The sequence below is a fragment of the Streptomyces sp. NBC_00466 genome (assembly GCF_041433995.1).
In the GTDB taxonomy this organism is placed as follows: domain Bacteria; phylum Actinomycetota; class Actinomycetes; order Streptomycetales; family Streptomycetaceae; genus Streptomyces.
The window spans coordinates 2,328,373-2,341,317 of the sequence record NZ_CP107896.1 but is presented as its reverse complement, the minus strand read 5'-3'; the positions used below and the strand labels follow the sequence as shown (position 1 = coordinate 2,341,317).

12 protein-coding genes are annotated in these 12,945 nt (G+C 71.6%); 7 read left to right on the top strand and 5 right to left on the bottom strand.

The annotated features are described in order from the left end of the window. The first annotated feature begins 149 nt into the window (after positions 1 to 149). Together OG210_RS10200 and OG210_RS10195 are read left to right on the top strand one after the other, a co-directional pair. On the top strand, positions 150 to 965 hold the full coding sequence (locus OG210_RS10200) for a class II aldolase/adducin family protein (protein ID WP_328330287.1): 816 nt from the start codon (positions 150 to 152) through the stop codon (positions 963 to 965). 224 nt (positions 966 to 1,189) lie between these two features. Continuing rightward, positions 1,190 to 2,473 carry a hypothetical protein gene (locus tag OG210_RS10195; RefSeq protein WP_371535911.1) on the top strand — a complete coding sequence of 428 codons (1,284 nt, stop codon included), beginning with the start codon at positions 1,190 to 1,192 and terminating at the stop codon, positions 2,471 to 2,473. Between the two features lie 67 nt (positions 2,474 to 2,540). On the opposite strand, the gene OG210_RS10190 is transcribed toward OG210_RS10195, so the two are convergent. Next, positions 2,541 to 2,939: a VOC family protein gene (locus OG210_RS10190; RefSeq protein ID WP_328330291.1), complete on the bottom strand. Its 399-nt coding sequence runs from the start codon at positions 2,937 to 2,939 to the stop codon at positions 2,541 to 2,543. Between the two features lie 174 nt (positions 2,940 to 3,113). On the opposite strand from OG210_RS10190, the gene OG210_RS10185 reads away from it, so the two are divergent. Both OG210_RS10185 and OG210_RS10180 read left to right on the top strand, forming a co-directional pair. Next, positions 3,114 to 4,217 carry a WYL domain-containing protein gene (locus tag OG210_RS10185; protein WP_328330293.1) on the top strand — a complete coding sequence of 368 codons (1,104 nt, stop codon included), beginning with the start codon at positions 3,114 to 3,116 and terminating at the stop codon, positions 4,215 to 4,217. A 163-nt stretch (positions 4,218 to 4,380) separates the two neighbouring features. Continuing rightward, entirely contained in the window at positions 4,381 to 4,908 is a 528-nt protein-coding gene (locus OG210_RS10180) for a DoxX family protein (RefSeq protein ID WP_328330295.1), read from the top strand. Between the two features lie 333 nt (positions 4,909 to 5,241). Here OG210_RS10180 and OG210_RS10175 read toward each other — a convergent pair whose 3' ends face one another. Further along, the gene (locus OG210_RS10175) at positions 5,242 to 6,534 is read right to left on the bottom strand and encodes a PspC domain-containing protein (RefSeq protein WP_328330297.1); all 1,293 of its coding nucleotides are present in this window, start codon (positions 6,532 to 6,534) and stop codon (positions 5,242 to 5,244) included. Positions 6,535 to 6,664: 130 nt separating this feature from the next. Here OG210_RS10175 and OG210_RS10170 point away from each other — a divergent pair, with 130 nt between their 5' ends. Both OG210_RS10170 and OG210_RS10165 read left to right on the top strand, forming a co-directional pair. After that, the gene (locus OG210_RS10170) at positions 6,665 to 7,951 is read left to right on the top strand and encodes a PspC domain-containing protein (protein ID WP_328330299.1); all 1,287 of its coding nucleotides are present in this window, start codon (positions 6,665 to 6,667) and stop codon (positions 7,949 to 7,951) included. Then, positions 7,948 to 8,706, top strand: a complete 759-nt coding sequence (locus OG210_RS10165) for a LuxR C-terminal-related transcriptional regulator (RefSeq protein WP_371535907.1) — start codon at positions 7,948 to 7,950, stop codon at positions 8,704 to 8,706. Before OG210_RS10170 ends, OG210_RS10165 begins: the two co-directional genes overlap by 4 nt. 119 nt (positions 8,707 to 8,825) lie before the next feature. Here the strand turns inward: OG210_RS10165 and OG210_RS10160 are convergent, their stop codons facing one another. Together OG210_RS10160 and OG210_RS10155 are read right to left on the bottom strand one after the other, a co-directional pair. Further along, complete coding sequence (locus OG210_RS10160; RefSeq protein ID WP_371535904.1) at positions 8,826 to 9,131, bottom strand: hypothetical protein; 306 nt, start codon at positions 9,129 to 9,131, stop codon at positions 8,826 to 8,828. A 104-nt stretch (positions 9,132 to 9,235) separates the two neighbouring features. Next, positions 9,236 to 10,165 carry an SPFH domain-containing protein gene (locus OG210_RS10155; RefSeq protein ID WP_328335577.1) on the bottom strand — a complete coding sequence of 310 codons (930 nt, stop codon included), beginning with the start codon at positions 10,163 to 10,165 and terminating at the stop codon, positions 9,236 to 9,238. Positions 10,166 to 10,545: 380 nt separating this feature from the next. Here OG210_RS10155 and OG210_RS10150 point away from each other — a divergent pair, with 380 nt between their 5' ends. Next, positions 10,546 to 11,721 carry an alpha/beta hydrolase-fold protein gene (locus tag OG210_RS10150; protein ID WP_328330305.1) on the top strand — a complete coding sequence of 392 codons (1,176 nt, stop codon included), beginning with the start codon at positions 10,546 to 10,548 and terminating at the stop codon, positions 11,719 to 11,721. Here the strand turns inward: OG210_RS10150 and OG210_RS10145 are convergent. Continuing rightward, positions 11,676 to 12,785, bottom strand: coding sequence for an NlpC/P60 family protein (locus OG210_RS10145; RefSeq protein ID WP_371535901.1), 1,110 nt, complete (start codon positions 12,783 to 12,785; stop codon positions 11,676 to 11,678). The two genes, OG210_RS10150 and OG210_RS10145, sit on opposite strands and share 46 nt — an antisense overlap. Between the last annotated feature and the right edge of the window lie 160 nt (positions 12,786 to 12,945).

The window sequence follows — 12,945 nt, the reverse complement described above, 5'->3', positions numbered from 1 at the left end:
TGTCCACCGCATGATTCGTTCACCGCATGACTCTGTTCACCTGCGGTAACGCGCGGTAGCTTCCGGCCATGACTGAGATGCCAGCCCCTATACCGGCCTCTGCCCCCGGCTCTGTTCCCACCCCTCTTTCCAGCCCCCTCTCCACCCCTGTGCCCACTGCTGGTCACGCCGTCGGTCCGTCGGCGGCGCCCGAGCCCGTACCGGTCGATCAGCTCCGGTTCGCGATGCCGCCGGTCCACGAGACTCTGGCGGAGGAGCGGCAGTACCGGAAGGCGAGGCTCGCGGGGGCGCTGCGGCTCTTCGCGCGGTACGGGTACGAGGACGGCGTCTCGGGTCACATCACCGCCCGCGACCCGGGCTACCCCGACTGCTTCTGGGTGAACCCCTTCGGGGCGCCGATGGCGGAGCTGGGGGCCGGCGATCTGATCCTGGTCAACGGTGACGGGCAGGTCGTCGAGGGGCGCCACCACGTCAACCAGGCCGCCTTCGCCGTGCATGCCCAGGTGCACCGGGCCAGGCCCGCCGTCGTCGCGGTCGCACACAGCCACTCGCTGCACGGGCGGGCGCTGTCCACGCTGGGCGAACTCCTGGACCCCATCACCCAGGAGGCCTGCGCCTTCTACGAGGACCTCGCGCTCTACGACTCCTACACCGGCGTCGTCGTGGACGAGGAGGAGGGCCGCAGCATCGCCGCCGCGCTCGGCGACCGCAAAGCGGTCATCCTCCGTAACCACGGGCTGCTGACCGTGGGCGACTCGGTCGACGCGGCGGCCTGGTGGTTCATCACCCTGGAGCGCTCCTGTCAGGTCCAGCTCGCCGCGCGGGCCGCCGGGAAGCCCGTACTGATCGACCACAGGAACGCGGTCGCCACCCGGGAGCAGCTGGGCAGCGACCTGGTGGCCTGGATCAACTACCAGCCGCTGTGGCGGCAGATCAGCGGAACCGGACCCGACGCGGGGGCGTGAACGGCAGCCGTGCGGGCGCTTCCCCGTGCACGTCCGGTGCGCCCCCTGTGCACGTCCGGCGCGTCTCCGCGCCCTTCCGTCAACCTGACGTGCCGTCAATCACCCTGCCTGACCTGACCTGCTGCCGGTGCGGCTCCGGGAATGCGGCACAATTCCCTTGAACTGCAAGGAAGTTCAATGGCGTGCACGGAAGTTCACGGGGCGGGAAAAGGGCGGCGTTCTGCGTGGCGGTACAGGAAGCAAGACAGGGCGACGGTCCGCGCGCCGGAGCGCACGGCGGCGGGTGCACCTGCCAGGACTGCCCGCACGGCGCACGCGAGGGGCACCGGCGCGCCGTTGCCGCGTTCCTCGCCCGGCGGGACGGGCTGGCGGCCGGTGAGGGACTGCCCGCCGGAGTCGCCCATTCGGCCGGAGCGTCGCGGCAGTGGGTCTCCGACGAACTGACCGAGTCGGCACGTGCGGTGGCCGAACGCGGCCGGGAGGCCGGCGAAGCCTGGTTCCAGCAGGTGTGGGTGCGGACGCTGCTGATCGTGTGGGGTGGCGCGGTGGTTCTCGTGCTCGCCGAGGCGCTGACCGCGATCGGCGCGGGCTGGAGCACGGCCCGTACCGCCGGGCTGATCGCCGCGGTGCTCACCGCCGCACTGCTGACCGGCGCGGCTCGCACGCACCGGGCGCGCGGCGGACTGCTGGCCCCCGTGATCGGCGAGGACAACCGCCTGTCCACTTCGCGTGCGGTCGCCGGGGCGTGGGTGCTGCTGGTCGTCTTCTCCGTCCTGGTCCTCTCGCTCCAGCTCGCCGGGGCGTCCGGCCACGGCAGGCGCGACGCCCTGATCGCCGGACTCGGCCTGGCCCGGGGCGCGGGCATGGTGACTGTTCTCGCGCTGGTCTGCGCCGTGGCGGTGGTGGTGCGGCGCGTGGTCGCGCTGCGGGTCCTGGCGCAGAAGCTCCAGAAGGTGCGCGCCGACCGCCCCCGCGCCGCCGATCTGCTCACCGACGACTCCGGGCGCGGCAGTTTCGCGGACGTGCAGTACGTCCTGGTCAGCTCGGCCGCGGTGCTGTTCGCCGCCGTACGCCTGGCCCGCCGGCCCGACCAGCTGCCCGACCTCCCGTGGGGGCTGGCGCTCCTGGTCGTGGTCTCGGCCGCGACGTACTTCGCGGCCAAGTACGCGGAGGGCGGCAGGCCGGTGGTGCTCTCGGTGGTCCGGTCGCGGGAGGCCGGGGATCTGGATGCCCCGGTCCGTACTGGCGACGACATCGAGATCCGGGGCGCGGGCTTCGTACCGCCGGGGGCGGGGACCCCGGACCGGCTGGCCCGGATGGTGGTGCGGATCGGCACGGTGCACGTCCATGTGCCGCTGGTCCCGGTGCCGGGCGGTTTCGCCAACCCGTCGGACACGGTGCTGACGGTGCCCGTGCCGGTGGAGGTCGAGCCGGGCCGGGTGCAGGTACGCGTGGTGACGGCGGCCGGGGTGGAGACGGCGGCGTGCGAGATCGACGTGACGGACTAGCAGCCCTTGGCCAGGCCAGTGGCTTCGTCGGTCGCGCTCGGCCGGGGTGGTGTGGCGGTGTCCGGCGTCAGCGGGCGAACTTCTCGATGGCGGCCGGGGTGACCGGGGTGAAGAAGTTGACCAGGTTGCCGTCGGGGTCGCGGAAGAGCAGGGCCCGGTTGCCCCAGGGCATCGTGGTGGGCTCCTTGACGAAGTCGGTCACCAGGCCGCCGAGGTTCCGGTGCACGCTGTCCACGTCGTCGACGAGGAACTCGATGATCACGCTGTGGTTGTCTGCCGGGCGGGACGAACCGGGAGCGAACAGGGGGACGGTTCGCGTGCTTGCGATGGCGAGGGTGCCGTGCGGGGTACGGAGCTCGGCGAAGTCCTCGGTGGCCCAGGCCGCCTGCACCCCGGTGGCCTTCTCGTAGAACTCGACGAGGCGCGCCACGTCGCTGGTGATGATGCGGATCGAGACGAAGTCCATGGCGTTCTCCCTGGTTCCTGGGCGATGAGGCTGCGGTGCTGAGGCTGTGGTGCTGAGCCGTGGCCCTGAGCCGTGATGCGCTGAGTTGTGGTGCGCTGAGCTGTGGTGCTCGCTTCGCAGGCTAGGACAAATAGAGGACAGAATCGGTCCGGTATGAGGACTAGGCTCTGCAGCATGTCTCGACCTACCGCGCGGGTGCTGACTCTCCTGGAGCTGCTGCAGTCGGGCGGAATCCGGACCGTGGCCGAGCTCGCCGACCGGCTCGGCGTCGACGGGCGGACCGTACGGCGGTATGTGGACCAGCTGGTCGACCTCGACCTGCCCGTGGAGGCGGTACGAGGCCGGTACGGCGGCTACCGGCTCGCCTCCGGATACCGCCTGCCTCCCCTCATGCTCAGCGACGACGAGGCGCTCGCCGTGCTGCTCGGCCTGGTCGCCGGCCGCCGGGCGGGGCTGATGACGGCGGCGGACACGGCGAGCGAGACGGCAGCGGCCAAGATCCGCAGGGTGCTCCCCGCGCCCCTGGCCCGCAGGCTCGACACGGTCCTGGAATCCCTCGCGTTCACGGCGCCGCCCGGCGAGTCCGCCACACCGGACGCCGATGTCCTGCTCACCGTCGCCGATGCGGTGCGCCACCGGCGGCCGGTCTCGATCAGATACACCGACCGCGACGGCCGGCGCAGTGAACGCCCGCTGCACCCGTACGGGATCGTCGCCCACTCGGGCCGGTGGTACGTCACGGGCACGGACCCCGGGATCGGCGAGGACCGGACCTTCCGGCTCGACCGCATCGCGGACGCGAGGACCCTGCCCGGCTCGTTCGCCGAGCCCGCCGGACCTGATCCGGCGCAGCGCGTGCTGTCGGGGTTCGCCACGGCCGAGTACCGGTACGAGGTGGTCCTGCGGATCCATGGGACCGTCGACCAGATCCGCGCCCGCCTCCCGGCCACCGTCGCGAGCGTGACGGAGATCGAGCCCGGGGCTGAGCCTGAGTCTGTGCTTGAGTCCGAGCCCGGGGCTGAGGCTGTGCCCGGGGCTGAGTCTCTGCCTGAGTCCGAGCCCGGGGCTGAGCCCGAACCCCAGCCCCAGCCCTACGCAGGAGCGGATCCGGCGGCCGGGGGCTGGCTGCGGGTCGAACTCCGGGTGGAGCGGCTCGACTGGTTGCCACCGGTGCTCGCCTCGCTCGACCGGCCGTTCGTCATCGAGCGCCCCGGCGAACTGCGCGACCTCGTCGCCGCTCTCGCCGACCGTCTCGCTTCCCGCGCCCGGCGAACCTGACGTACATGTGAACCATGAGCCCGGCCCGGCGAATCCGGACCGTGAGACCTGAGCCCCCGCAGAGGCACCCCGTCCGCAGGGTGCGTCGCCGCAGGACGCAAAATGTGGACGCGTCCGCCACACCGGCACGCGCCACGGGGCAATCGGAGAGGCAGGACCAGCCATGGTTCAGGGGTACCGGACGGGCACACCCATCGGAATCGGCGGCAGTGTGCGGAGCCGGAACGGTGGCTGGAAGGACACCGCCCGGCGGTACTCGCTGCTTCCGCTGCGGATCTTCCTCGGTGTCACCTTTCTTTACGCCGGTATCGACAAGCTCACCGGCTCCGCCTTCCTGCACGCGACAGGCAGCGGTTCCATCGGCGAGCTGATGCACTCCGTACGCGGCTCCGCTGCTGTCCCGGCGCTCGTGGACCTGGCTCTGAAGAGCCCTGCGGGCTTCGGTTACGCGATCGCCATCGGTGAACTCGCCGTCGGCATCGGCACTCTGCTGGGGCTGTACGGCCGGGTCGCGGCGCTCGGCGGCGCCCTGATCTCGCTGAGCCTCTGGCTGACCGTGAGCTGGCAGTCCACGCCGTACTACTACGGCAACGACCTCGCCTACCTCATGGCCTGGCTGCCGCTCCTGCTCGCCGGATCGCCGCTGCTCTCGCTGGACGCCCTCCGGGCCGACCGCCGCCGGATGCCGTAACCGATCGTGCTGGCGATCCCCGCCAGGACGAGACCGGCGGCAAGCATCGGCAGTGCGGCCAGTGACGGTGTCCGCCAGAGGCCGCCCGCGTCGCCGAGGTAGACGGCCGCGATACCCAGCAGCACAAGACCCGCGACGGCCTTTCCCGGCCGGAACTCGTGCAGGAACGCGCGGTGCGGCCGACCGCGCCGCGGTTCATCGGGGCGCGGCTCGCCGGGCCGCGGCTCATAGGGGTGCGCCCCGCCGGGCTGCCCGTCTTCCGGCGGTGCTCCCCAGGGAGCTGATCCGCCCGCCGCCGGTCCGCCCGCCGCCGGTCCGCCAGTCCCTGCTCCGTCACCGTGCACGGGTCACCTCCGCCTGTCCCAGGCCGACCTCCAGGCGGAGGTCGACCGTGCCTCCGGCCTTGCCGCCGCCCTGCGGGGCGAGCGTCACCGTTCTCTCCCGGGCAGGGGAGATATCGGTGTTGGTGGCCTTCTGGTTCTCACCGGGCAACTGGATGTCGCCCAGACCCACCTCGGCATGGAGCCGCACCGTCACGTTCCTCGGTACGACGACCACCACCCGGCCCGCGCCGACCTCCACATGGGTACGGACGGACGTGCCCGGTGGGACGCTCAGTTGCCGCAGGTTCAGCGTGCCGACCCCCGTACCCACCTCGTACCGCGGGTGCACCGCCGACACCGAAGCGGGCCGCCACTCCGTACGCATCCAGTGCGTGGTCACGGTCTTCGGCAGGGCGCTCGCGCCCACCAGCAGCGCCGTCGTGACCACCACCAGGAAGATTGTGCCGGACCCCGTACGCCCGACGAACGAGCTGAGCAGCATGCCGAGCCCGAATACGGCGAGCGCACAGGCCAGCCCGATCTGCAGGCTCGTGGCGACCGGCTGGCTGTGCCGGGAGAGGCCCGTGCCGAGACAGGCGGCGATCAGGGCGAGCAGGAACAGCCGGCCGCCGATACCGCGCGGCCCCCGGCTCGCGGCCGGGGCGGACCGGGCAGACCTGCGGGACGGCGGCGGATCCGGTGTGGTGTCCGACGGGCCCCAGAGATACCCGGAACCGACCGGTCCGGTGGTGCCGTCCTTGATGATCGGGTCCCGCCACCAGGACGGGCCGGCCGGCGCCGGCGGGGCTTTCGTCTCCGGTGGCGCGTCCGCCACTTTCTGCCCGGCGGGTTTCTGCGCGGGCGCCCGCTGCCCGGCGGCGGGCTCCGGCGGCTCGGGGGTGGCGAGCCGGCGCCGCTCCGACCAGACCGCTGAGCCCGCGGTGGCCAGCGACAGCAGGGCGGCGAAGACCAGCACCGACACGTAGTGCAGCATCGACAGGAACAGCCCGCAGCCGCCCAGCGCGAAGAGCACCGCGGCCATGGACGCGCCCTCCACCCGGCCGGTCAGCAGCCTGCGCGCCTCGTTCTCGTCCTCGCCCTCCAGCTGGATCACCAGCCAGGCGAACCCGTAGAAGATCAGCCCGATACCGCCGGTCACCGCCAGGACACCGAGTACGACGCGGAAGATCACCGGATCCAGGTCGAAGTGTCTGCCGAGCCCTCCGCAGACCCCGGCGACCACCTTGTTGTTCCGGTCGCGCCGCAGGTGCGGTCGCGGCTCGTTCTGCGGCGGGGTTGTCATACCCCCATGGTGACGGGCGTCCCCCGCGGGCGGGGACGGTGTCGACCCTGGGCGATCCCTGATTTCGGGCCCCGGAACCAGGGGGTTTTCCCTGATGCCCGCGGCGGTCCGTCCGTGTGACGATCGAACCATGCCAGTCGCCCCGCCCCGCGCCGCAGGTGCCGCATCCGACGCCCCGGACGAGCCCGCGCCGCGCAAGCTGTACCGCAGCGCCGAAGGGCGGATGCTGGGAGGCGTCGCGCGCGGGCTCGCCGGACACCTCGGGGTGCCGGTCTCCTGGGTGCGGGCCGCGTTCATCGTGCTCTTCGCCCTGGAGGGGCTCGGGGCGCTGCCGTACGCCGCGTTCTGGTTCGTCGTGCCGCTCGGCGCGGGCGGGGTCGAGCAGCCCGGCGCGCAGTCGCCGTTCGAGGAGTCCCCGGACGGCCGCCGCAGACTGCGCAAGCCGGACCGGGGCCAGATCGTCGCCCTCATCGCGCTGATCATCGGCGTGGCGGCCTTCATCGGGAACGTGGACATCGGAGGCGAGGCCAGCCCGTACATCTGGCCTGTCCTGCTCATCGGCGCCGGTGTCGTCCTCGTCTGGCGCCAGGCGGACAACACACGGCGCGCGCACTGGGCGGAGGTCGGCCGCAGCAGCAGGCTGCTCCCGCTGGGCCGCGCGCTGGCGGGTGTCGTGCTGGTCGGCGCGGGGCTCGCCGCGTTCATCGTGATCCGCGGCTCGTCGGCGCAGCTCGGCAACGTCCTGACCGCCGCACTCGCCGTGGTCGCCGGGATCGCCCTGCTGGTCGGCCCCTGGCTCATCCGGATGACCCAGGACCTCTCCCAGGAGCGGCTGATGCGTATCCGCGCCCAGGAGCGCGCGGAGGTCGCGGCGCATGTCCACGACTCGGTGCTGCACACGCTCACCCTGATCCAGCGCAACGCCGAGGAGCCGGGCGAGGTCCGCAGACTGGCCCGCGCCCAGGAGCGCGAACTGCGCGCCTGGCTCTACCGGCCCGAGGGCACCGGCAAGGACAAGGACGACGAACCCGAGACCCTCGCCGACGCCGTCAAAAAGTCCGCAGCCGAGGTCGAGGACAAGCACGGGGTGCCGCTCGAAGTGGTGGTCGTCGGGGACTGCCCGCTGGACGAGAAGCTGTCGGCGCAGATGCAGGCGGCACGCGAAGCCATGGTCAACGCGGCCAAGTACGGTGGCGAGGGCGGGGCCGTACAGGTGTACGCGGAAGTCGAAGGCCGTACGGTCTTCGTGTCGGTACGGGACCGGGGACCCGGGTTCGATCTGGACGCGGTGCCCGGGGACCGGATGGGCGTAAGAGAATCGATCATCGGCCGTATGCAGCGCAACGGCGGTACGGCAAGCCTGCGTTCCGCTCCCGACGGCGGCACCGTAGTGGAACTGGAGATGGAGCGAGCATGACCGAGCCCACCGACCGAGCCGAGCCCACCGACCGAGCCGAGCCCAGTGACCGGACCGAGCCCAGTGACCGGACCGAGCCCGGCGACCGAACCGACCGCAGGGTCCGGGTCGTTCTCGTGGACGACCACCGGATGTTCCGCACGGGGGTGCAGGCGGAGATCGGCCGCACCGAGTCGACGGGTGTCGAGGTCGTCGGTGAGGCGGCCGACGTCGACCAGGCGGTCACCGTCATCAAGGCCACCCGCCCCGAGGTAGTCCTCCTCGACGTCCATCTCCCGGGCGGCGGCGGCGTCGAGGTGCTGCGCCGCTCGGCCGCGCTGATGTCCGACACGGAGAACCCGGTCCGCTTCCTCGCCCTGTCCGTGTCGGACGCGGCGGAGGACGTGATCGGTGTCATCAGGGGCGGCGCCCGCGGTTACGTCACCAAGACGATCACCGGCACCGACCTGGTCGACTCGATCTTCCGGGTGCAGGACGGCGACGCGGTCTTCTCGCCCCGTCTCGCGGGGTTCGTCCTCGACGCGTTCGCCTCCACGGACGCACCGCCGGTCGACGAGGACATGGACCGGCTGACGCAGCGCGAGCGGGAGGTACTGCGCCTCATCGCGCGCGGATACGCGTACAAGGAGATCGCCAAACAGCTCTTCATCTCGGTGAAGACGGTCGAGTCGCACGTCTCGGCGGTGCTGCGCAAGCTCCAGTTGTCGAACCGCCACGAACTGACCCGGTGGGCGACGGCGCGCCGGCTGGTCTGACGGTTCTGCCCGAGGGGGCCGGCTGACGGTTCTGTGTCCGGCCCCTCTGTCCAGCAGTTCTGTCCAACAGCTCTGTCCGGCAGCTCTGTCCGGCAGTTCAGTCCGACGGTTTGCTCGGGTCAGCCCGTCCCGTCGCCGCGGTCCGGTTTCGGGGGCCTGCCGCGGCGGGGGAGTGCGCCCGCGTCGCGCGGCAGCCGTCCGGCGTCGGAGAGGGCCTTGCGGAGCAGGAACTCGATCTGGGCGTTGGCGCTGCGGAGTTCGTCCGCCGCCCAGCGCGCCAGGGCGTCGTGCACGGACGGATCCAGCCGCAACAGCACCTGCTTGCGCGCCCTGGCCGCTCGCCGCGGTGCGGGGCCGGCAGGGTCCGGGCCGGCAGGGTCCGGGGCACCGACGCGCTCAGCACTTACGGGACTCTCCGCGCTCACGGGACCGTCCGCGCTCGCGGGGCTCTCAGCACTTGCAGGACCCTCAGCGCTCGTCGGCTCTTCCTCGCTCACCGGTCCTTCCGCACCCGCCGGCCCCTCCGCACTCACTGGTAGAGGGAACCGGTGTTCAGGACCGGCTGGACGGCGCGGTCACCGCACAGCACCACCATCAAGTTGCTGACCATGGTGGCCTTCCGCTCCTCGTCCAGTTCCACGATGCCCTGTTCGCTGATCCGGACCAGGGCCTGCTCGACCATACCGACCGCGCCTTCGACGATCTGCTGACGGGCTGCGACGACCGCCCCGGCCTGCTGGCGCTGAAGCATCGCGGAGGCGATCTCCGGTGCGTACGCGAGGTGGCTGAACCGGGACTCGACGATCCGGACCCCCGCGGCCCGCACCCGTGCCGTCAGCTCCAGCGAGAGCTTCTCGGTGATCTCGTCCGCGTTGCCGCGCAGGGACAGCGCGTCATCGTCGTGTGCGTCGTACGGGTACTCGATGGCGATGTGCCGGACCGCCGACTCGGTCTGGGTCGCGACGAACTTGCGGTAGTCGTCCACATCGAACAGCGCCTGCGCGGTGTCCTCGACCTTCCACACCACGACCGCCGCGAGCTCGATCGGGTTGCCGTAGGCGTCGTTGACCTTCATGACCGACGTCTCGTTGTTCCGCACCCGGGTGGAGATCTTCCGTGAACTGGTCAGCGGATTCACCCAGCGCAGCCCGTCCTGGCGGATCGTGCCCACGTACCGCCCGAACAGCTGGATGACGCGGGCCTCGCCCGGTGCCACCATCTTCACGCCGGTCATGCAGAACAGGGAGCCGAGCAGTACGACGATGCCCACCACGACCATGGTGACGCCCAGGCCGTCGGCGGCCACACCGCCACCGACGAGCAGCCCGATCCCCACCACCGCGCCGAGCAGGGTCAGCAACAGTGCGGCACCGCCCGCGATGCCGTGCGCCTGGGTCTCGTGCACATGCGGAGCCGGCATGTCCGGGGTGTCCGCCTCCAGCCCGGCCGCGGTGGTCATGGCGTTGGCTGTCGTGGGCCTGCCGGTGGGCGCGGGGTCCTGTCCGGGTGTTCCAGTCATGGTGTTCTCCCTCTTGGGGCGTTGCTTCTTCGAGACCCAGACTGATGTCTGTGGCTAATCAAAGTGATATCTAATTTAAGCATGGCGTCGCAGCGTGGGCAACGACCGCCACCCGCTTGCTCTCGTGTCCGTGGCGTTCTCGTGTCCGTGGCGACCGGCGGTTCGTGCGTACGGGTAGGGGCAGGTGCGGGCAGAGTCGGCCAGCGCACGGCAGGGAACGGGCGTATACCGTACGTGTTGGGTCATCGCCGTACGTGACGACGTAAAAAGGGCGCAAAACAGGTAACCCCAGGCCCCAATAGGGCATCTTTCCCCACGTGATGAGCCTGACGGGAACCCCGTTCTTCCTCGCCGCGATCGCCATGATGGGCGTCGCGGTGCTGCTGCCCCTGCTGCTGTGGGGGCGCGTGACCGGCCCCGCGGCCGTGCGCGGTGCGGCCCGGCTGGTGATGGTGCTGTTCGCGCAGGCGACCGCGGTGCTGGTCGTCTTCGTGGCGGTGAACAACAGCAACGGCCTGTACGACAACTGGGCCGACCTGCTCGGCACCGGCAATCATGTGGTCGCCGCGCCGGACCTCGGCGCCGACGGCCTCGGCGGGCGGCAGCTGGCCTCCGAACCGCACCACCGGGCCGTGTTCAAGCCGGTGACCGACCCACGCATGGGCCACGGCGTGCGCAGCACGGTGCTCACCGGGCAGGTGTCGGGGGTGCGCGGTGAGGTGTACGTCTGGCTGCCGCCCGAGTACCACGAGCCCGCCTACCGCCACCACTCCTTCCCGGTGGTCGAGCTGCTCTCCGGGTTCCCCGGCACGGCGAAGGCCTGGTTCTCCAGCCTCGGCGCGGAGAAGCAGCTGGCGCCGATGATGCAGCGGGGCGAGGTCGCGCCGTTCATCCTGGTGTCGCCGCGCACCTCGCTCCTGGGCAGTCAGGACACCGGCTGCGCCAATGTGACCGGCGTGATCGACGCGGACACCTGGCTGAGTGTCGACGTGCCGCAGATGGTGACCGACACCTTCCGGGCGAAGCGCGGAGCGGCCGGGTGGGCGGTCGCCGGGTACTCGGCGGGGGCGCACTGCGCGGTGAAGCTCGCGCTGGCGCACCCCGACCGGTACCGCGCGGCGGCCGGGCTCTCCGGGTACAACGACCCGGCGGCCGAGCGCGCCTCCATCACCGCCAGGGACCCCGGGCTGCGGCGTACGAACAATCCGCTGTGGATCCTGCGCCACGCCAAGACCCCGCCGCGCGTCTCCCTCTTCATCTCCGGTGCGCCGCACGACGGTTACCGGGACGGTCTGGCGCTGCGCGCAGCCGCCAAGCCACCGACGTCGGTGGAGGTCATCCCGGTGACGGGCGGACACAGTCTGGCGGTCTGGCGCAAGCAGGTGCCTGATGTCTTCACCTGGCTGAGCGCTCAGTTCAGACCGGGGGTCCGCTCAGGTGCACCGATCGGTCACGTGCCCGCAACCGGCCGCGTCGCACCGGCGAAGGGCATCTGATCGATCGGCGCGAGCCGGACCGGGGCGCCGGGGTGCGGGGCGTGGATCATCTGCCCGTTGCCCACGTAGATGCCGACGTGGCTGATCCCCGAGAAGAAGAACACCAGGTCGCCAGGGGCCAGTTCGGAGCGGTTCACCCGCTGTCCGGAGTTGATCTGGGTGTACGTGGTGCGCGGGAGTGAAACCCCCGCCGAGCGGTACGCGGCCTGGGTCAGGCCCGAGCAGTCGAAGGAAGAGGGGCCAGTGGCCCCCCAGACGTAGGGCTTGCCGAGCGCGCTGTAGGCGAAGGCGACCGCCCGCGCCGCCCGGGAACCGGGGGCGGTGACCGGGCCGCGCACGGCCGACCGGTCGGCGGCCTGCGGGGCGGCGGACCGGTCGTTGCCCAGAGGGTCCTGCTGCGACTCCGGCTGGGACTCCTGTTGGGACTCGTACTGCGACTCGTACCGGGAGCGCTCGGGTGCCGACAGCCGGGAGAGCAGTGCCTCGGCCGCGCGGATCTTGCTCTGCACGGTGGTCTTCTGCTTCTTCAGGTCGGTCTGCTGGGTCCGCAGCCCACTGAGGGCGGTGTCCGCCTCGGAGTGCAGCTGGGCGAGCTGCCCGATCTGCCGGCGCACCCCGGTGACCTCGGCGGCCTGCTGGTCGCCGACGCGCTCCACATAGGCGGCCCGGTCCAGGTACTGCGCCGGGTCGGAGGAGAGGAACACCTGCAGCGACGGGTCGATGGCGCCGTTGCGGTACTGGGCCGACGCCGTCGAACCGAGCGCGGAGCGCGCCGTGTTGAGCTGCGCCGTCCGGCGGGCGGCCTGGTCGCGCAGGGAGCGCAGCGACTTCTCCGACGCAGCGGCCTTCTCCTTGGCCCCGTCGTACTTCTCGGTGGCGGCCTCCGCCTCCTGGTACAGCTTGTCGACCTGGGTCTTGACCTGCGCGGGTGTGAGGCGCGGCTCCGCGTGGCCGACACCCTGGAAGGCGGTGGCGGACGCGGCTCCCGCGAGGGTGAGGGTCGCGGCGGTCCGGGCCGCGGGGCCGGTGAGCGGGCGCTGCCTGGGCTTTCGGTGAGCGGCCACGAGGGCGTTCACGTCCTTCCGTACGTCCTTGCCGTATCCGCCATGTCCCTGCCGTATTCGGGGAGGGAGCGGAGCGGATACGCGTCCGGCGGCGGCCCGCACAGGGGAACGGGCCGCCGCCGGATCTCTCGGCGGTGATGACCGACGGCCGCCCGGTTAC

Coding starts and splice junctions, on each gene's coding strand:
- OG210_RS10190 (WP_328330291.1), bottom strand. CDS start 2,939: ATGGACTTCGTCTCGATCCGCATCATCACCAGCGACGTGGCGCGCCTC.
- OG210_RS10155 (WP_328335577.1), bottom strand. CDS start 10,165: ATGACCACCGCGGCCGGGCTGGAGGCGGACACCCCGGACATGCCGGCT.
- OG210_RS10165 (WP_371535907.1), top strand. CDS start 7,948: ATGACCGAGCCCACCGACCGAGCCGAGCCCACCGACCGAGCCGAGCCC.
- OG210_RS10180 (WP_328330295.1), top strand. CDS start 4,381: ATGGTTCAGGGGTACCGGACGGGCACACCCATCGGAATCGGCGGCAGT.
- OG210_RS10185 (WP_328330293.1), top strand. CDS start 3,114: ATGTCTCGACCTACCGCGCGGGTGCTGACTCTCCTGGAGCTGCTGCAG.
- OG210_RS10175 (WP_328330297.1), bottom strand. CDS start 6,534: ATGACAACCCCGCCGCAGAACGAGCCGCGACCGCACCTGCGGCGCGAC.
- OG210_RS10150 (WP_328330305.1), top strand. CDS start 10,546: ATGAGCCTGACGGGAACCCCGTTCTTCCTCGCCGCGATCGCCATGATG.
- OG210_RS10170 (WP_328330299.1), top strand. CDS start 6,665: ATGCCAGTCGCCCCGCCCCGCGCCGCAGGTGCCGCATCCGACGCCCCG.